At 63.6% G+C, this 18,527-nt stretch carries 19 protein-coding genes and 1 pseudogene; 5 read left to right on the forward strand and 15 right to left on the reverse strand.

Features of this window, described 5'->3' with window-relative positions:
* Positions 1 to 117: 117 nt before the first annotated feature.
* Positions 118 to 750 carry a TetR/AcrR family transcriptional regulator gene (locus H7C86_RS34705; protein WP_182263291.1) on the forward strand — a complete coding sequence of 211 codons (633 nt, stop codon included), beginning with the start codon at positions 118 to 120 and terminating at the stop codon, positions 748 to 750.
* A 42-nt stretch (positions 751 to 792) separates the two neighbouring features.
* On the opposite strand, the gene H7C86_RS34710 is transcribed toward H7C86_RS34705, so the two are convergent.
* The 6 genes from H7C86_RS34710 to H7C86_RS34735 form a co-directional block, all read right to left on the reverse strand.
* Complete coding sequence (locus tag H7C86_RS34710; protein WP_182263292.1) at positions 793 to 1,383, reverse strand: SDR family NAD(P)-dependent oxidoreductase; 591 nt, start codon at positions 1,381 to 1,383, stop codon at positions 793 to 795.
* Between the two features lie 1,255 nt (positions 1,384 to 2,638).
* Complete coding sequence (locus H7C86_RS34715; RefSeq protein ID WP_182263293.1) at positions 2,639 to 2,806, reverse strand: hypothetical protein; 168 nt, start codon at positions 2,804 to 2,806, stop codon at positions 2,639 to 2,641.
* A gap of 193 nt (positions 2,807 to 2,999) precedes the next feature.
* Entirely contained in the window at positions 3,000 to 3,953 is a 954-nt protein-coding gene (locus H7C86_RS34720) for a hypothetical protein (protein ID WP_182263294.1), read from the reverse strand.
* On the reverse strand, positions 3,950 to 4,771 hold the full coding sequence (locus H7C86_RS34725) for an alpha/beta fold hydrolase (RefSeq protein ID WP_182263295.1): 822 nt from the start codon (positions 4,769 to 4,771) through the stop codon (positions 3,950 to 3,952). The genes H7C86_RS34720 and H7C86_RS34725 overlap by 4 nt, the downstream gene beginning before the upstream one ends.
* Positions 4,772 to 4,793: 22 nt before the next feature.
* Positions 4,794 to 6,050 carry a KasA/KasB family beta-ketoacyl-ACP synthase gene (locus H7C86_RS34730; RefSeq protein ID WP_084326499.1) on the reverse strand — a complete coding sequence of 419 codons (1,257 nt, stop codon included), beginning with the start codon at positions 6,048 to 6,050 and terminating at the stop codon, positions 4,794 to 4,796.
* Positions 6,047 to 6,334: an acyl carrier protein gene (locus tag H7C86_RS34735; protein ID WP_047269790.1), complete on the reverse strand. Its 288-nt coding sequence runs from the start codon at positions 6,332 to 6,334 to the stop codon at positions 6,047 to 6,049. The genes H7C86_RS34730 and H7C86_RS34735 overlap by 4 nt, the downstream gene beginning before the upstream one ends.
* A 224-nt stretch (positions 6,335 to 6,558) precedes the next feature.
* Here H7C86_RS34735 and H7C86_RS34740 point away from each other — a divergent pair, with 224 nt between their 5' ends.
* Positions 6,559 to 7,704: a thiolase family protein gene (locus H7C86_RS34740; RefSeq protein WP_182263296.1), complete on the forward strand. Its 1,146-nt coding sequence runs from the start codon at positions 6,559 to 6,561 to the stop codon at positions 7,702 to 7,704.
* A 189-nt stretch (positions 7,705 to 7,893) separates the two neighbouring features.
* Positions 7,894 to 8,073, forward strand: a complete 180-nt coding sequence (locus tag H7C86_RS34745) for a hypothetical protein (RefSeq protein ID WP_182263297.1) — start codon at positions 7,894 to 7,896, stop codon at positions 8,071 to 8,073.
* A gap of 100 nt (positions 8,074 to 8,173) precedes the next feature.
* On the opposite strand, the gene H7C86_RS34750 is transcribed toward H7C86_RS34745, so the two are convergent.
* The 5 genes from H7C86_RS34750 to H7C86_RS34770 form a co-directional block, all read right to left on the reverse strand.
* Positions 8,174 to 8,365, reverse strand: coding sequence for a hypothetical protein (locus H7C86_RS34750; protein WP_084326505.1), 192 nt, complete (start codon positions 8,363 to 8,365; stop codon positions 8,174 to 8,176).
* Positions 8,366 to 8,408: 43 nt separating this feature from the next.
* Positions 8,409 to 8,783: a zinc ribbon domain-containing protein YjdM gene (locus tag H7C86_RS34755; RefSeq protein ID WP_125461396.1), complete on the reverse strand. Its 375-nt coding sequence runs from the start codon at positions 8,781 to 8,783 to the stop codon at positions 8,409 to 8,411.
* Positions 8,784 to 8,917: 134 nt separating this feature from the next.
* On the reverse strand, positions 8,918 to 10,114 hold the full coding sequence (locus H7C86_RS34760; RefSeq protein ID WP_182263298.1) for an acetyl-CoA C-acetyltransferase: 1,197 nt from the start codon (positions 10,112 to 10,114) through the stop codon (positions 8,918 to 8,920).
* A gap of 217 nt (positions 10,115 to 10,331) precedes the next feature.
* Positions 10,332 to 10,718, reverse strand: coding sequence for a DUF5313 family protein (locus tag H7C86_RS34765; protein WP_019747229.1), 387 nt, complete (start codon positions 10,716 to 10,718; stop codon positions 10,332 to 10,334).
* 6 nt (positions 10,719 to 10,724) lie between these two features.
* Positions 10,725 to 12,455, reverse strand: a complete 1,731-nt coding sequence (locus tag H7C86_RS34770) for a SulP family inorganic anion transporter (RefSeq protein WP_113683787.1) — start codon at positions 12,453 to 12,455, stop codon at positions 10,725 to 10,727.
* A gap of 86 nt (positions 12,456 to 12,541) precedes the next feature.
* Here H7C86_RS34770 and H7C86_RS34775 point away from each other — a divergent pair, with 86 nt between their 5' ends.
* On the forward strand, positions 12,542 to 12,715 hold the full coding sequence (locus tag H7C86_RS34775) for a hypothetical protein (RefSeq protein WP_154606736.1): 174 nt from the start codon (positions 12,542 to 12,544) through the stop codon (positions 12,713 to 12,715).
* 154 nt (positions 12,716 to 12,869) lie between these two features.
* Here the strand turns inward: H7C86_RS34775 and H7C86_RS34780 are convergent, their stop codons facing one another.
* From H7C86_RS34780 to H7C86_RS34790, 3 genes are all read right to left on the reverse strand, one after another.
* Complete coding sequence (locus H7C86_RS34780) at positions 12,870 to 14,768, reverse strand: phosphoenolpyruvate carboxykinase (GTP) (protein ID WP_182263299.1); 1,899 nt, start codon at positions 14,766 to 14,768, stop codon at positions 12,870 to 12,872.
* 67 nt (positions 14,769 to 14,835) lie between these two features.
* On the reverse strand, positions 14,836 to 15,693 hold the full coding sequence (locus tag H7C86_RS34785) for a hypothetical protein (protein ID WP_182263300.1): 858 nt from the start codon (positions 15,691 to 15,693) through the stop codon (positions 14,836 to 14,838).
* A gap of 122 nt (positions 15,694 to 15,815) precedes the next feature.
* A complete protein-coding gene (locus H7C86_RS34790; RefSeq protein ID WP_019747233.1) occupies positions 15,816 to 16,181 on the reverse strand; it encodes a helix-turn-helix transcriptional regulator in 366 nt (121 codons plus the stop codon).
* A gap of 305 nt (positions 16,182 to 16,486) precedes the next feature.
* On the opposite strand from H7C86_RS34790, the gene H7C86_RS34795 reads away from it, so the two are divergent.
* Positions 16,487 to 17,644 carry a steroid 3-ketoacyl-CoA thiolase gene (locus tag H7C86_RS34795; RefSeq protein WP_182263301.1) on the forward strand — a complete coding sequence of 386 codons (1,158 nt, stop codon included), beginning with the start codon at positions 16,487 to 16,489 and terminating at the stop codon, positions 17,642 to 17,644.
* A gap of 115 nt (positions 17,645 to 17,759) precedes the next feature.
* Here the strand turns inward: H7C86_RS34795 and H7C86_RS34800 are convergent.
* Positions 17,760 to 18,464, reverse strand: a pseudogene (locus H7C86_RS34800) (acetyl-CoA C-acyltransferase); the annotation flags it as partial.
* Between the last annotated feature and the right edge of the window lie 63 nt (positions 18,465 to 18,527).

Raw genomic sequence — 18,527 nt, forward strand, 5'->3', positions numbered from 1 at the left:
GGGTGCGACCGAATGCTGTTGATCCCCAGTTACGTTCAGTTAAGTTGACAGAGCCTCCGAGGAAGCATTTGACTGACATAAATAAAATAGCACGGCTATGCTATGTATTGTTGCGTCATGGCGAGGATGAAAGACCCGGCGATCCGCACTCTGCTCCTCGAGCGTGCTGCGCATATGCTGCGCGCTCGCGAGCCGATCACCCTGCGTTCGTTGGTGGCGGGTACCGGAGTGTCGACGATGGCTGTCTACACCTACTTCGGCGGTATGGACGGGATGTGGAAGGCCCTGCGGCAGGAGGGGTTCACGAGACTGGCTGCCCGATTCGCGGCGGTGCGGGTCTCTGTCGACCCGGTACAGGACCTGACTGCTCTGCTCGCTTCGTATGTCGGCAACGCTCTGGAGCACCCCGATCTGTACCGCGTCATGTTCGACGTGAGCGTCGAACTCGACGATCTCGCCGCCGCTGACGCGACCCTCGAGTATCTGGTTCAAGCAGTCCGACGAGCCCAGGACGCCGGGCGCTTCCGTGCCGAACTCGACTCGCTGGACCTGGCGACCAAGGCCTGGGCCATCGGCCATGGATTGGTGTCGTTGGTTGCCAATGGACCCTTGCCGCGAGGGACGCTCGACTACGGTGTTCCGATGCTGACCGCGCAGTTCATCGGAGTGGGGGATCGGCCGGACCAGTCTCGTGCCTCGGTTGTACGGGGGTGGGAGCAGATTGCACCGGCGGGCATAGTGGGTAGGTGACGCATGGTCGCCAGCCGGGCTGTGGCTGTGACTACGAATATGTCAGCCCCCGTCCACTGGGATGATCGCGCCGGTGACGTAATCGCTGAGGTTGCTCGCGAGAAATTCGATGACTCCGGCACAATCCTCGGGTGTTCCGTATCGGCCGAGCGGAACGTTCTCGAGCTGTGTGTCTCCCATCGCATTCAGCAGTGGAGCAAGTCGTACAGTCGAGATGTATCCTGGCGCAACGCAATTCGCTGTGATGTCAAAGGGTCCGAGATCTCGTGCCAGGTATTGGGTGTACTTGGTGACCGCAGCCTTCGCTGCGCCGCAATGCGTGTAGCCGCCGTTACTTTCGATACGGTGACCCGCCTGGCTGACGATGGTGATGATTTTGCCGGATCTCTGTACCTTCATCGGTGCGGCGACGGCTCGGCAGGTGTTGATTGTGCCGGTGAGATTGCGTGCGAGGACGATGCCGACAAGGTCCTCCTCGACGATCGATGCGCGTGTCTCCTCGGGGGAGCCGACACCGCCACCTGCATTGCAGATCGCGATATCGAGCCGGCCGCCCGCGGCCTCGTTGCCGATATCGATATAGTCCGTCCCAAAGACTCTCTCCCACAATAATTTCAGGATGAGGAAGACCATGCCGAGCAGCTGCGGCGATGCCTCACCGATAGCTCCCTGCCGCTCGAGATTCGGGTAGTCGGGGCTCTGATCGGGCTCTATGGGCTACCTGTCGTCCGCATCGTCGAACTCACCACCGACCGATTCCGGCACGAGGATGCGGCGGCCTACCTGACGATTGACGAGAATGCCGTCATGGTCCCACCTTCGCTGGCTGTACGCATCGATGAACTGCTCCGAAAATCAACGGATAATGTTCGAAGCAGCGATGTTCGGCATCCGGCCTACTTGTTTCCGGGGAGGCCGCCGAGTCGACCTCGTAGTACCCAACTTCTGTGGCGTCAGTCGAAAGAACACGGGTTGCCTACCCGCGCTGCTCGGAACACGGCCATGATCGCCAACGTCACCCATCTCGACGCCGTCGTGGTCAGCGATCTCTTCGGCGCTTGCCCCTAAGACGGCACATAAGTGGGCCCAGTATGCGAGCACCAGTTGGTCCGTCTACCTCAAAGCGAGAGAAAGCGTTTCATGACCGTTTTCGGGTGGTTCCGGCGGCCATCTCTGTACTTAAAGCGAATCCCTCGATCTCTCGGCGATTACACAGATGCGGGGTCGCCGGGAGTGCAAGGCGGAAAGTGGCGCCACGATCGCTATCTTTGTCGATGGCGCCCGATCGACTGAGTGGAGTCATCACCATCAGGATCTGGACTCGTGGGGACAATCGTGGGATCGGGATCGCCCAGCTCGCGGGCACGTCGGCGGGCTGAGTTGAGCGCGAAAGTATCTGCGGGAGTGTAGTCGTCGCTGTGGCGGCCGGGCGCGAGTGCAGGAGTGATCAGTGTTTGGTGCTTTTCCTGAATTCGGCGGCGTCGGGTTGGTTCAACAAATACGTCACGGCCGCGGTGACAGCTGCTGAAGGGGTGACCCGGTGTTTCATCGTTGCGCTCCTGTGTGAATCCGTGCCCGCCTGCGGTCGAGTTGAACCTGTGCCTGAGGCGGGAATTGTGTTGTTCGGGTTGCTTTCATGTCGTAGAACGGGGCTTCGGCAGGTGCTTGTGATTGGTCTTGTCGGCGACGATTGTCGAGCGAATCGATGATCTTTTCTGAGGGTGCTCCCGTCGTCATGGCAATGCTTCCTGTTTCACGTCTGGTGGTATATTCCGTTGTGAGAGTGACGCTTTGGGGGGCGGTATTGCGGGCGACTGTCGGAAGTTGCGCGGGTAACGGTCCAGGCGTCACTCTCGTCCACCCCAGTGCTGCCGTGATCATGCGTTTCTCATGCGGACGGGGGGTTTTGTCCGTCCAATTCTGGGTTCGCGTCGAGTGGTTCGAAGTATCGTGGGTTGGGGTTGGTGAGGGCTTTGACGATGTCGCCGTATCCGAGAACGCGGGCAGGCGGTCCTTGGTAGATCATTTCCTCTGTTCCGATGTAGCGAAAGCGCATAGCGGGACTCCTGCAGGTGAGATGTGCGGGTGGATCGGTGGGGTGGCCGCGATGCGGTCCGGAGTCTGTCGAGTTGTGCGGTGTCGGAACGAACTTCGGTGTAATACCCTGCGCAGGGTCACGGCTTTTCGTGCGGCCACTACTGCGGGTCGAGGTGGTGCTGTTCCGTGGCGGTGCACCGGTGGTCGGGTTCTCATCGCTGGAGCCTGGTGTGAAGCGCGGAGACCGTGATAGCTGCTCCGACGTGCTCGGAGACCGTTCGCACGAGGGTGCGATCGGTGATGTCCGGTAGGAAGCGGTGCGCGGCGGTGCGCGAGTGCAGAGCGCGTGCCGATGCGGCGATCAGATCCGGGGTCATCATGGTGATGCGGTGACCGCAGCCTGCACTGAGCAGGCCCGCGAGCGGCAACGACGAGTATTCGAAGGGATCTGCTGGCGGGCGAATGCACCGAAGAGGTGAGATCGATTTCTCGGTGGTGGACAAGTCGATCAACACATCGCACTGTTCGATGATCCGGCGGGTGTCCTCGCGTGTTGAGTTGGTGGTATCGATGTCGGTGACGGTGCCGATGCCGCACTGGGTCAGCACATCTTCGAGTAGTGGCGCGTGCCGGGACTGCGAAATGTAGACAGTCGCCATCCACGGCCATACGCCTTGCCTGTCGAGGGCGGTCAGCGTCAGGGCCGCGAGTGACGCGGTCATGGTTTCGTTGTCGGCGATGACAAGGGGGCCGTGGAGGGCGGCTACTTCGTGTTGGACGATCGCGGTGCCGTAGGGCGGTAAACCGATCAGGAAGACCGTTTCGACGTGATCGGGGAGCGCGAGGATGGTTTCGACCAACCGGGGAACGTCGTTGAACGAGAGTGCGGTGTGCTCGGCGCGGAGTGCGGTGCGGTAGCGGATGAGTGCGGCGTATCCCTCGCCCCAGGTTCTGCGGTTGCGGTGCAACCGGCGCAGGGGAGACCACATCGGATCGGCCGTGATCACGGCAACTTTCCCGCCGGCGGGCAGCGTCGGATTCGTGGCGTGTTGTCGGGTGGGTGCGTCGAGGTCGGGGTGATGAGCGGTCATGGGGTCCTGAGGGGGTGTGTTCTCGCCGCGTGCGGGCAGTCGCTCGCGGCGGCAGGGAAGGTGGCGGCCGGTCATGGCTGCTGCGTCAAGGGCCGGCCGTGGAGGAAGGCGATCAGCAGAGCGTTGACCTCCTCGGGTCGCTCGAGGTAGCCGAAGTGACCGCACTGGGCGATTTGTTCGTATCGGGCTCCGGGGATGGCTGCGGCGACTTCGATGCCCTGCGCGGGCGGGGTCAAGCGGTCGTCCCCGAATCCGATGACGAGGGTCGGTGCTTGGATCGCGGCGAGATCGGTCAGTCGATTGTGGGATCGATCCATCGCGGTCTGGGCGCGGACCCCGGCAGAGGTGGTGGTGGGTGCGGAGTACTCGAAGATGTCGAGCCATTCCTGGGCCTTCAGCGGATCGGCGAGGGTGTGCGGGGAGAGGTTCAGCACCGCACTGATAGCCGCGGTGTAGGAAGGCGGCAAGTCGATCCCTGCCTGGTGGAGGGCTCGTTGTCCGCGGTTGAGGGCGGCTTCGACGGGGTGTGGTCGGCCGGTGGCGGCGAGCATGATCGCCTTGGCGAGTAGTTCGGGGCGGGTGATCGCCAGCTCTTGTACCACTCGTGAGCCCAGCGATGTACCGATCACGTGGGCGGGTCCGCCGAGATGTTCGATCAGGGCCGCAGCGTCGGCGGCGAGGTCGGCGATGCTCATCCCCTCGATCCCGGCCGTGCTCGTGATTCCGCGGTTGTCCATCGTGACGACTTCGAAGCCGGCCTTCACCAGCGCCGGAACCTGGTACGTGTTCCACACTCGGCCGGGGCTGCCGGCGCCCATGATCAGCAGTACACGCGGGCCGGAGCCGGTGACGACGTAGTTGACGGGGACGTGGTTGAGGGTGAGGGTCGGCATGGGTCCTGTTTCGTGAGGTGGGTCAAGGGCGAGCGAAGACGAGTGCGGTGTTGTGTCCTCCGAAGCCGAAGGAATTGTTGACGGCGTAGTCGACGGGTCCGATGCGCGGCGACGTCGTTACCACGTCGAGGTCGATCCTCGGGTCGAGTGTGTCGAGGTTGAGTGTGGGGGGGATGACGCCGTCGCGGACGGCGAGGACGGTGAGAACCGCTTCGAGTGCCCCGACGGCTCCGACGGAGTGCCCGAGGGCAGATTTCGGGGCGTAGATCGCTGCGTGTGTGCCGACCGCAGTGGTGATGGCCTGTGCTTCGGCGATGTCGCCGGCCGGGGTGGCGGTGGCGTGGGCGTTGATGTGGGTGATGTCGGCGGGTGTCAGCCCGGCTCGCTGAATGGCGTGGGTCATCGCGCGAGCGGCTCCGCGGCCGGTGGGGTCGGGAGCGACGAGATGGTAGCCGTCGGAGGTGGTACCGCAGCCGAGCAGACGTGCATGGATCGTCGCACCGCGTGCGAGGGCGTGCTTCTCGGTTTCGAGGACCATCAGCGCTCCGGCTTCGCCGAAGACGAAACCGTCCCGGTCCTTGTCGAACGGACGCGACGCACCGGCAGGGTCGGCATTGTTCGAGCTCAGCGCGCGCATCGTGGCGAAGCTGGCGATGGAAAACGAATCGATGCGGCCTTCGACTCCGCCGGCGACGACCATGTCGGCATCGCCCATTGCAATCATCCGGTAGGCCTGCGCGATGGCTTCCGCTCCTGACGAGCATGCCGACACCGGGGTCATCACCCCGCCGCGGGCGCCGAGTTCGAGGCCCACGGTCGCGGAGGGGCCGTTGGGCATGACCATCTGCACTGCGAAGGGGGACACTTTGCGGTAGCCGCCGGTTCTGAGCCGGTCGACCGCATCGATCAGGGCGTCGCCGCCTCCGAGTCCGGTGCCGATGACCACAGCCAGACGATCCTTGTCGACGTCGGGTGAGCCTGCGTCTGTCCATGCCGTGCGCGCGAGTGTCAATGCGACCCGTGCCGGCCAACTCATCCGCCGGATCTCCACCCGGGTGAGGGCATCGTCCGGAGAGACCTTCAAGTGAGCGCCGATACGGACCGGCAGGTCGAATTCCTCGACGAACGAATCGTCGAGAAGACCGATTCCGCTCTCCCCCGCGAGGAGCGCCTTCCATGTGCCGGCGACATCACCGGCGACCGATGTGGTCGCTGCGAGGCTGGTGACGACGACGTTGGGGGCGCGGCCGAGCCAGGACCGTGCCTCGGTGGTGCTCACCGGTCGCTGCTCGGCGCGGCGAGTTCGAGCGCTGCCGCGGCTTCGAGGGTGTGGATGTAGTCCACGACGTCGCCGACCGTGCGCAGACCCAACAGATCCTCGTCGGGAATTTTCACGTTGTACTTGTCCTCGGTCTGTACCGCGATTTCCACCATGGACAGTGAGTCGATACCGAGATCGTCGACGAAGGACGTGCCGATACCGATTTCGGACGGCTCGATTCCGGTGACCTCTTCGATGATCTGTGCGAGCTCGGTGACGATGGTTTCCTGCGTGCTGGCCATCAATGACGTCCCTTCGAATGAACGGGTGGTGTTCGGCTTCTGGTGCTCTCGGACAGGTAGGGCTAAGCTCACGCCATCTTGCCATAATATCTAGTTAAGAATATTAGCAAGTAGCTGTTGTCAGGGATGCTTGCGACTCCCCACGGCCAACTCGGTCGCATGGGCTTACGTGAGCTCCGCGGGAAGCCGGGCACCTCGCCGGCTGATGGATGAAGGAACACACAATGCGCGATGCAGTGATCGTCGAAGCCGTACGAACCCCTTTGGGCCGGCGCAACGGAGTGCTCTCGACCATTCACCCGGCCGATTTGTCGGCCCAGATTCTGGTGGGACTGGCCGATCGAACCGGCCTCGATCCCGCAGGCGTCGACGATGTCATCTGGGGATGCGTCAGTCAGGCCGGCGAGCAGACCGGTGATATCGGGCGGACCGCCGTATTGGCGGCAGGGTGGCCGCACACCGTCACCGGGGTGACCATCGACCGGCAGTGCGGATCATCGCAGCAGGCGGTGCATTTCGCTGCCGCAGGGTTGATCGCCGGACAGTACGACGTGGTGGTCGCCGGTGGCGTCGAATCCATGAGCAGAGTTCCGATGGGATCCTCGTCCGGCGGGATGAATCCCCTGGGAGATTGGTTCTTGGCGCGCTATCACGGCGTCGCCCCCTCGCAAGGGGTCGGTGCGGAAATGATCGCCGAGCAGTGGGGTCTGTCGCGCCGTCAATGTGACGACTTCGCGCTCGCCTCGCATGCGAAAGCCGCGCACGCGCAAGACGACGGATACTTCGACGACCAGATCCTGCCGATCGTGCTCGCCAACGGCACCAAGATCGCCCGCGACGAGGGGATCCGCCGCGGCGGAACGCCGGAAACCCTGGCCGGGATCAAGACCGCGTTCTCCGACACCGGGGTGGTGACGGCGGGGAACAGTTCCCAGATTTCCGACGGTTCTGCTGCACTGTTGATGATGACCAGCGAGAAGGCCACGCAGTTGGGGCTGACACCGATCGTTCGAGTCCATACTGCCGTCCTGGCGGGCGCCGATCCGGTGATCATGCTGACCGCACCGATTCCGGCCACAGAGAAAGCCTTGTGGCGCAGCGGTTTGACGTTGTCCGATATCGGAGTTTTCGAGGTCAACGAAGCCTTCGCCACGGTGCCCCTTGCCTGGCTGGCCGAAACAGGGGCAGACCCGAAGCGGCTCAATCCGCACGGCGGCGCCATCGCACTCGGACATCCCCTCGGTGGTAGTGGCGCACGCCTGATGACCACGATGATCCACCACATGCGAAACACGCGAACGCGTTACGGATTGCAGACCATGTGTGAGGGCGGTGGACAAGCGAACGCCACCATCCTCGAACTTCTCTGATCCAGTCGTATCCACGGCGGTGATCCTCGCCGAGCTTCTCGCGTGAGGATCGCCCGAGCCGCCTCGACGTTCAGTGGGGGTATGTGAGCGGTGAAAAAGTATAGAGGAGAAGGGAATACGAACATCAGACACGTCATCCGTCGTACGGTATTCGTCACGATATCGACCGCGGCGTTGGCGGCGCCGACGGTGAAATTTCCTACTCTGGTCCTGGTCTACGTCATCATCGGTTCGCTACTGTTCTTCTCTCGATACCTCGACGACGATACCGACGCGCACTCACACGACAAGCGTGATTCCGGAACGGGAAAAGACCGTACCGACCGGACAACCACGTTCGTCGCCGAGCGCGAAAATCGTCGAAGATAGTTGCGCGCCCCTTCGTCGGTGAATATCTGTGGCCGTCGAATTTTCCAGGCCGCACTCGTATCGACACGACCGGATGTGTCAACGCAAGGGATGCGGCGGGCTAGATACCGGTGACGGCAATGCCGATCGCCGCGACAGTGATCATCACAAACCCGAAACACGCGAGCACCCACCACCGTTCACCGCCGACAGCATCGGTACGGCGATGCCGTGCAAGCCAGAGAGCGTAGGGCGCAGCAACTGCGAGACCCAGGACCGCGAGAACGGCGAAGACCACATGTACCCGGATCATGGACACGAGAATTCCTCACCGCCCCGTGACATCGACGGGGTTGTCATGCTTTCTTGACGAACTCGGATTTCAGTTGCATCGACCCGATTCCGGCGATTTTGCATTCGATATTGTGGTTGTCGGCACCGTCGACCAGGCGTATGTTGCGCACCTTGGTTCCAGCTTTGATTCCTGTCGGACTGCCTTTGACCTTCAAGTTCTTCACCACGGTGACCGCGTCCCCGTCGGAAAGCTCATTTCCGACGGAGTCGACAACGATGGACCGGTCGACCATCTGCGATCCCTGGTGAGATGTCCATTCGTGAGCGCATTCGGGGCACACCAAGAGCGCCCCCATCTCGTAGCTGTATTCGCTGGAGCACCGTGGGCACGGCGGCAGTGCATTGTTCACGGGGCCATCCTCTTCCTTGTTCGGCATACTGATTCTTCGATTCGTGACACGTCTCGTCGGTTCGCGGCGCTGAGGCAGAGTCGACGTGCCCGCCCCGGACGCGATATACCGACGGAGCCGGCCGGGTTCTGGTGACTTGTCTGCCGTGCACATGTGGATGCTTACGCCGTGGGGACGCGGATGATGAGTGCGTCGCCTTGTCCGCCGCCGCCGCAGAGTGCGGCTGCGCCGATGCCGCCGCCGCGGCGTTGCAGTTCGAGGGCGAGGTGCAGGGCGATGCGGGCGCCGGACATGCCGAGGGGGTGTCCGACGGCGATGGCGCCGCCGTTGACGTTGACCTTGGCGGGGTCGAGGCCGAGTTCGCGGGTGGAGGCGATCCCGACGGCGGCGAACGCTTCGTTGATTTCGACGAGGTCGAGGTCGGTGGGGTCGATGCCTTCCTTCGCGCAGGCCTTGGCGATGGCGCGGGCGGGTTGGGACTGGAGGGTGGAGTCGGGTCCGGCGACGACGCCGTGGGCGCCGATTTCCGCGATCCAGGTCAGGCCGAGTTCTTCGGCTTTGGTTTTGCTCATCACGATCACGGCGGCGGCGCCGTCGGAGATCGGGGAGGCGGAGCCGGCGGTGATGGTGCCGTCCTTGCTGAACGCGGGACGCAGTTTGCCGAGGGATTCGGTGGTGGTGTCGGCGCGGATGCCTTCGTCCTGGGCGAAGACGATGGGCTCGCCTTTGCGTTGGGGGATGGAGACGGGGACTACTTCGTTGTCGAAGTAGCCGTCTTTCCAGGCGCGGGCCGCGTTCTGGTGTGAGGCGGCGGCGAAGGCGTCCTGCTCGGCGCGGGTGATGTGGGCGGTTTCTTGTTGGTTGACTTGTTCGGTGAGCAGGCCCATGGCCTGGTCGGTGAAGATGTCGTGGAGGCCGTCGTAGGCCATGTGGTCGCGGAGGGTGACGTCGCCGTATTTGAAGCCTTCGCGGCTTTTTTCGAGCATGTGGGGTGCGCGGGACATCGATTCCTGCCCGCCGGCGACGACGATGTCGAATTCTCCGGCGCGGATGAGTTGGTCGGCGAGGGCGATGGCGTCGATGCCGGAGAGGCACACTTTGTTGATGCTCAGGGCGGGGACGTTCATGGGGATGCCGGCGGCGACGGCGGCTTGGCGGGCGGGCATCTGGCCGGCGCCGGCGGTGAGGACCTGTCCCATGATGACGTAGTCGACGTGTTCGGGGGCGACTGAGGACTTGTCGAGGGCGCCTTTGATGGCGATGCCGCCGAGGTCGGACCCGGAGAGGTCTTTCAACGATCCGAGGAGTCGACCCAAGGGCGTTCGAGCTCCCGCAACAATCACGGTGGATGTGTTCAACGCGTACTCCAGTCTTTTACGACGGTCTCAGGGTTCGATTGCCGAGACCGCGCCGGTGAAATGGCCTGTAACGGATGGCGCCGTGCGCCTGATCAGGCAGTGAGGATGTAGAACACCGCGGCCATCGCCAACACCACAGCGGCGGCGGATGCCATCGACGCCGTCAGGGAGGTCGGGGGCGGATTCATCGGATCTGTTCCTGACGTCGACCGCGCCGTCATGGACGGTAGCGGGATTCGTAGGCCTGCTTTTCCTCGTCCATTTTCTTTTTCTCGTGCACGTCCAGGAGCGCCGGGCTCAATCCGTGGCTGACCAGACGGTGCCGCAGGTAGATCTTTTTCAAGGCGAGAAGGAAATAGACGAAGGGCAGGAAGAGCAGGAGCACCATGCTGATCCGGATGATCCAGGGGCCGGGGATCAGCAACAGTCCCACCAGGATCGGCAGCAAGGGGACGATGCACCGTGTCGCGTAGCGGCGGGCGGCGCCGGGGCCGGTGATGTCCTCGATCACCCACGGAATGAACTCGTCCGGCAGGGTGCGTCCGGCGAGGTACTTGAGATGCTGGGCGAAGGTGGGATGTGCGATGGTTCCGTTCTGGGACATGGTGTTTCATTCCTCGATGTTCATCGATAGGTACTGGTTCCTCGGAAGCACCAGCATGCGGGCGTATTCGATGGCGCGTGGTGTGTCGGAGAAGATGTGTCGGCGTTCGCTGTCGGAGGTGGTGAAGACACCGAGAGCTTTCAGTGGCCGGAGATGGTCCGGTTTCATACCGGAAATCAAGACGGTGATGTGGCGGTGTTCGAGTTTGTCGATGGCATCTTTGAGGACGATGGCGCCGGTGGCATCGATCGCGGTCACCCGTGACATGCGCAAGATGACGACCTTGACGTCGGAGACGTCCGCCAATTCGAGCAGGAAGCGGTGGGCGGCGGCGAAGAACAAGGCGCCGTCGATGCGGTAGGCGACGATGTGTTCACGGAGCAGTTCGTGTTCTTCGCTCTGGTGCCCGTCGTCGTCGAGGGGGACTTGTTCGATCTTGGCCGATTTCGCCACTGCGCGCAGTGCCAGGATCGCGGCGAATGCGACACCGACCGCGACCGCGGTGACGAGGTCGAGTGCGACGGTGACCAGGAACGTTGCGCCCATGACCGCGGTGTCGGCTCGGGTGGCGCGCGCGATGGCGATGATCGAGGCTGTTTCGACCATGCGCACGGTGGTGGCCAGCAGTACCCCGGCGAGAGCGGCCAGGGGTATCTCGGCGACCAGGGTCGATGCCAGGTAGACGATCGCGGCCAAGATGACGGCATGGGTGAGTGCGGCGAGGCGACTGCGTGCGCCGGAGCGAACGTTGACGGCCGTGCGGGCGATGGCGCCGGTGGCCGGGACGCCGCCGAACAGGGGTGCGGCGATGTTCGCCAACCCCTGCCCGAACAATTCCCGGTCGGGATTGTGGCGGGTCCCGACTCCCATCGAATCCGCCGCGGTCGCCGACAGAAGTGATTCGAGGGCGGCCAGCGCGGCCACTGCCAGGGCCGGGGCCACCAGCGAGGTCAGATCCCCTAGATGCAGAAAGTTCAGTGTGGGTGCGGCGATGCCGGAGGGGATTTCACCGATGCGGGCGATGTCGAGGTGCAGCAGTTGCGCGGCCAACGTCGCGACAGCCACGGCGACGAGCGAGAACGGAACCTTGGGGAAGTAGCGTCCGCCGACGAGGATGGCGACGGCCACCGCGAGCGCTGTTGCCGGGGTGAGAATCGAGGGGTGCGCGACGAATTTGGCGACCGCGTCCGCTGCGCTGCGCCACACCTTGTCCCCTTCGGCGTCGGTGATACCCAGAGCGGCCGGGATCTGTTGGAGGGCGATGACCACGGCGATACCAGCGGTGAACCCTTCGATGACCGGTGCCGGCATGAAACGCACGGCCCGCCCCACTCCGGCGAACGCCAACACCACCAGCACGATGCCGGCGATCAACCCGACCGCCAGGACACCGGATCCGCCGTATTCGTGAACGATGGGAACCAGGACCACGGTCATGGCCCCGGTCGGCCCGGACACCTGGAACCGGGAGCCGCCGAAGACAGCGGCGACGGCGCCGGCGACGACAGCTGTGGTCAGCCCGGCCGCCGCCCCGAGCCCGGTGGAGATGCCGAATCCCAAGGCCAGCGGAAGAGCGACCAGTGCCACGATCAGGCCGGCCAGCAGATCCGCGCCGGGTGCGCGCAGCGACGAACTCCATTCGCTCCATCGCGGCAACAGGTCCCGTACGGCCTGGGCAGCGCGGCCGAGCGAGTTCTGCGGGGACGGAGTGGAATTCGGTGCGGGCGTAGCGGTCATAAGGTTCCTCGGTACTGCGAGAAGAAAGTGGAAGCCTGTCTGGTTACTTGCTAATATTAGCAAGTAACCAGATGAAGGGAGCGGTGATGCGTGTAACACCACTGCGCGGACTGCTGAGCGCGCCGTTGCTGCAGTGCCGCGAATGTGCCAGGTTGTGCCGTCGGTCCGCGGTGACGCCGGGCGGAAACGTGTGCCCATGGTGTGGGGAGCGGGCGTTGTCGACGGCTGTCCTGGGCTCCCCGCTGCGCTCGTCGAGTTGACGGCGCTCTGGGTGGGAGATCACCACGTTCGGTCTCACGTCAGAAGATCCCGATCCGGGAGGTTGAGGGGCAACTTGACCGGATCGGGACCTTCGGTGAGGGCCTCCAGCGCGAGAGACTCGACGTGAGATGCGCTGGCAGCCCTGCTCGGGGGTCAGCAGTCGTCGGCGCGGGTGCGCACACGCCGGAAATGCGTGTCGCGGGACGGGGCCTCGTCGGTGAGTTCGTAATCGAACGTCGACAGTCGTTGACGCAAGGCACGCAACTCTTCACGCAGCGCGTCGGGGAGTCTGTTGCCGCCGATCGTGGCGTACCACTGATCGATGAGGGGAAGTTCGGCCGCCCACTCCGCCGGGTCGACCTTCAATGCAGCGGCAATGGTGGGGCGATGAAGGTCGAGTCCGGTCAGATCCAAGGCATCGAGGGTCGGAACGTGACCGATCGGGGTCGCCTCGGAGTCACCGGTTCCGTCGACGCGTTCGAGCGCCCACTTGAGAATCCGCGAGTTTTCTCCGAAGCCAGGCCACAGGAACTCGTCGTGGTCACCGCGACGAAACCAGTTCACGTAGAAGATCTTCGGCAACTTCGAGGAATCGGTGCGCGCGCCGATATCGAGCCAGTGCTGGAAATAGTCCCCGACGTGGTAGCCCAGGAACGGCAACATCGCCATCGGGTCGCGGCGTACCATCCCGACGGCGCCTGCTGCGGCGGCCGTGGTCTCCGACGAGAGTGTCGAACCGAGGAAGACGCCGTGCTGCCAGTCGAAGGATTCGGTGATCAACGGCATGGTAGTGGCGCGCCGGCCTCCGAAGAAGATCGCCGAGATCGGAACCCCTGCCGGGTCGTTCCATTCCGGCGCCACTGTCGGGCACTGTGCGATCGGGGTGCAATAACGTGAATTCGGGTGTGCTGCCGGCGTCCCCGACGTCGGAGTCCACTCGCGCTGTTGCCAATCGAGGAGATGCGCCGGCGGCTGCTTGGTCATCCCTTCCCACCACACGTCGCCGTCGTCGGTCAGGGCGACGTTGGTGAAGATGGAGTTCCCTTTCTCGATCGTCGCCATGGCATGCGGGTTCGTCGCGGTGCTGGTACCCGGGGCGACACCGAAGAAACCGGCTTCGGGATTGACGGCGTAGAGCCGGCCGTCGTCACCGAACCGCATCCAGGCGATGTCGTCACCGATCGTTTCCGCGGTCCACCCCTCGAGCGTGGGATCGAGCATCGCCATGTTCGTCTTACCGCACGAGGACGGGAATGCCGCGGCGATGTAGTGCACCACCTCGTCCGGGGAGGTGAGCTTGAGGATGAGCATGTGCTCTGCCAGCCAACCCTCGTCTTTGGCCATTTTCGACGCGATCCGCAAGGAGTAGCACTTTTTCCCCAGCAGCGCGTTGCCACCGTAGCCCGAACCGTAGCTCCAGATGATGCGTTCTTCGGGGAAGTGGGAAATGTACTTGGTGTGATCGCACGGCCACGGGACGTCGACCTGCCCGTCGTAGAGGGGTGCGCCGACCGAGTGCAGGCATTTGACGTACTCGACATCTGCGGCCAGCGCTTCCCAGACCGGTGTCCCGGATCGGGTCATGATCTGCATCGACACGGCGACGTATTCGGAGTCCGTGATCTGGATCCCGAATTTCGGTTCCGGGGCATCGAGGGGCCCCATACAGAAGGCGATTACATACATCGTGCGCCCCGACATCGCGCCGCGGTAGTGCTCGGTCATGACCGTTTTCATGTCGAGCGGGTCCATCCAATTGTTCGTCGGACCGGCATCCTCGCGTGACTGGGAACAGATGAACGTCCTGTCCTCGACCCGGGCGACGTCCTCGGGATCGGAGACACACCGGAACGAGTTCGGCTTGCGGTCCAGGCGCACGAACGTGCCTTTGTCGACGAGCAGATCGGTCAGGCGATCCCATTCGGCGCCGGACCCGTCACACCAGACCACCTCTCGCGGTGAGGTCAGGTCCTCGACCTCGGCCACCCAGGCCGCGATGTCGGCACGAAGCGCGCCGAGACGAATCGGGTCGGAGTCGATATGGGTTGTCACTGTGTTCTCCTGACATGTGTTCGGTGCGCGGTACGCACCTGTCCGAGCGGGATAGACGGGAATTCGATCAGTGCAGGTGGGTGCTGTATGGAGGGGCGTGGCCGAGAGATTTGGTGACCTGCCTGGCGATGGAGGAGAGCAGCATCCGCTCGTCCGCGGACGGGAGAGTGCACCCCACAGGGGTGATCAACGCCAGTGAGCGCGCGCAGGCAGCGATCATCTCGGCGGTCAGAACCGTGACGCCATGGCCGCAGAGGACACCGAGCAATCCGGGAAGAACGACCGCGCCGTGATCGAAAGTGTCACCAGGCATGCTCACCACTTGCCGCGCGGGCACCGAATCGCCCACGCAGCCATCGAGATCGACGAGAACATCGTTGTGTTCCATCAGTCGGCGCAGCGGAAACTGGTGCGCATCACTGGCACGCCAGCTGCTGATACCGGCGACACCGGACATCAACAACGTCGGCCCGAGCATCGGAGCTCGATGGGCCCCGGTGATCACCACTTGCCCTACCCGCGGCCCCACGACGAGGTTCCGCAGCGCCGAAATCGTCATCGCGGTCAATGTTGCTGTCACGACGTCGATCTCGGTGACGACCAGCGGGCCGCCACGCTCGGCGACCCCGTGCTGCACGGGTGTGGCAGCATTCGCGTCCAGTCCGACGACGAAGGCAGCGGAGATCCGCGGTTGCAGGCTCAGTACACGGGCGATCACGGTGTTGACGTCCGCCGTCGCCAAGGGCAACCGAACTGCGTGCAGTGCAGTCCGGTCGCAGATCATGGCGGCGTAGTCCTCCATCGCCTCCCACGGTGACCGCGTCCTGACCGCGGCGCGATGCGATCGGGCCGCCGCAACTCCCACCACCGCGACATCGACGCGGCTCAAGACTGCACTGTTCGGATGGACGTCGTTGGTCGTCACCGCCCGCCACCTCTTTCGCATCGATCAGCCGGTTGTCCGGTTACCAGTTCTACAATGTACGTACTTTAGCAATTTCGCAACTAGTGGATAAATGCAGGAACTAGTCCTGCATGATGTGTGCCCTACCGTGCCTTACCGGCCAGAGCGGGCGGCTCCGGAATCTCCTCGACCAGCATTTCGGCCTGGCCGGCGACCATCCCGGTCAAGATGGCGCGCGCCGTGGTCAACAAATCGGCGACACGCGGCGACGTCAGAGCGTACGAGACGGACAACCCTTCCCGCCGCGCAGTCACCAGACCTGCTCGACGCAGAATGGACAGTTGCTGCGACAGATTGGCCGGCTCGATCCCTACCTCGGGAAGCATCTCCGAGACGGCATGCTCACGCTCGCTCAAGAGCTCGAGGACGCGAATACGTGCGGGGTGTCCCAGCGTCTTGAAGAAATCGGCCTTCATCTGATAAAGCGGCTGGCGCGAGTTCACAACCACGACGCCTCCTGTCACTCGAGTCGGATCGTCGGCATGCGCGTAGGTGTGGCGCGCCGCTGTCCTGCCCCTGCGAATCGAGCGCAGAAGCTCCCACCGGTTGTGGTACTTGCGAATCTTAGCAATTTGCGTGGGTATTCGTCGGCGCAGAGCGGGAAGTGTCGACCATGGCGAAGACTCAAAGCGCAACATGTTTCAGAATTGGGCGTCAGTGATTTGAAACATGTTGTGGTATAGCTTTATTCGTCGCCCTGAAAAGGACAAACACGTTCTAATAATTTTTGCTACTCGAGGAGGTACGACAACACATGGGAAATCCTGTGATCGTGGAAGCGGTACGCACTCCCATCGGAAAGCGCGGAGGATGGCTCTCGGGTCTGCACGCCGCCGAACTGCTGGGAGCCGCTCAACGAGGGCTACTCGATCGTGCGGGACTCGATCCGATGCTCGTCGAACAAGTCATCGGGGGGTGCGTCACGCAGGCTGGCGAACAGTCCAACAACGTGACGCGGACCGCATGGCTGCATGCCGGTCTTCCCTGGCAGACCGGGTGTACCACCATCGACTGCCAATGCGGTTCCGCCCAACAGTCGACCCATCTGATCGCCGGTCTGATCGCCACCGATGCGCTCGACGTCGGGATCGGCTGTGGCGTCGAAGCGATGAGCCGGGTGCCCCTCGGCGCCAATGTCGGTGTGCATGCCGGACCTCGTCGTCCTGCCTCCTGGAACATCGACATGCCCGATCAATTCGAGGCCGCCGAACGCATCGCCCGTCGTCGCAATCTGACCCGGGCCGACATCGAAGCCTTCGGTGTGCACTCGCAGGTGAAAGCGCACCGCGCGTGGGCGGAGCACCGTTTCGACACCGAAGTGCTGCCCGTCACAGCACCGGTCCCCTCATCCGGCTCGGAACCTACCTACGCGCTGGTCGAGAAAGATCAGGGTCTGCGAGAGACCACTGCGGAGGCACTTGCTGCGCTCGCCCCGATCATCGCCGGCGGAATTCACACCGCGGGAACCTCGTCGCAGATTTCCGACGGCGCAGCTGCGGTCCTGCTGATGGACCACACCCGCGCCGAGCAACTGGGCCTGAGGCCGCGTGCCCGGATCGTCGCGCAATGCCTCGTCGGCGCCGAACCCGAATTCCACCTCGACGGACCGGTGCAGGCAACCAGTCGGGTGCTCGACAAGGCAGGAATGAATATCGGTGATCTGGACCTGTTCGAGATCAACGAGGCATTCGCCTCCGTCGTCCTGTCCTGGGCCAGCGTGCACAACCCCGACATGGACACGGTCAACGTCAACGGCGGCGCGATCGCCCTCGGACATCCCGTGGGAAGTTCCGGAGCCCGACTGATGGCCACCGCACTGCACGAACTCGAACGACGCGACGCCTCAACAGCATTGATCACCATGTGCAACGGAGGAGCGCTCGCCACCGCCACGATCATCGAACGCATCTGAGAGCGGGGTCGGTCGAGTCGACGCTTCGGTGAGCCGACCGACCCCCACAGCCCGCGAGCCCCCGCCGTCAGCGACTCCCACCGTCAGCGAAGAAGCGAACACCCGAGAACGGGCGTCATCCCAAGCGTTCGATGATCGTCACGTTCGCCGTGCCGCCACCTTCGCAGATCGTTTGCAAGCCGAAGCGCCCGCCTGTGCGTTCGAGTTCGTTGAGTATCGAGGCGAACAATTTCGTTCCGGTAGCGCCGAGCGGGTGCCCGAGGGCAATCGCACCGCCGTTGACATTCACCCGGGCCGGATCGGCGCCGGTTTCCTTGATCCACGCCAAGACGACCGGCGCGAAAGCCTCGTTGATCTCCACCACGTCGATGTCGTCGATACTCAAACCGCACTTGCCCAGCGCGTACTTCGTGGCCGGTATCGGCGCGCTGAGCATGAAGATGGGATCCGCGCCCCGCGCGCTCAGATGATGAATGCGTGCTCGCGGAGTCAAGGAATGACGGGCCACCGCGGCCGCCGACGCCACGAGAACCGCGCTCGCTCCGTCACAGATCTGGCTCGCCGAGGCCGCGGTGACAACGCCGTCGGGCAACAACGTCGGTAGAGCCGCCATCTTCTCGAGACTGGTCTCACGCGGGCATTCGTCGACCCGAAAATCGCCCACCGGCACGATTTCGTTCTCGAACCGCCCGTTCTCGATCGCCGATCGAGCCCGGGCATGGCTCTGCAACGCCCACTGTTCCATCTCGCCCCGACTGATCTGCCAGTTCCGAGCAATCAACTCCGCGCCGCGGAACTGGGAAACCTCCTGATCGCCGTACATCCGGCGGCTCTGTCAACTTAACTGAACGTAACTGGGGATCAACAGCATTCGGTCGCACCC

The organism is Rhodococcus sp. UFZ-B548 (genome assembly GCF_903819475.1).
In the GTDB taxonomy this organism is placed as follows: domain Bacteria; phylum Actinomycetota; class Actinomycetes; order Mycobacteriales; family Mycobacteriaceae; genus Rhodococcus_F; species Rhodococcus_F erythropolis.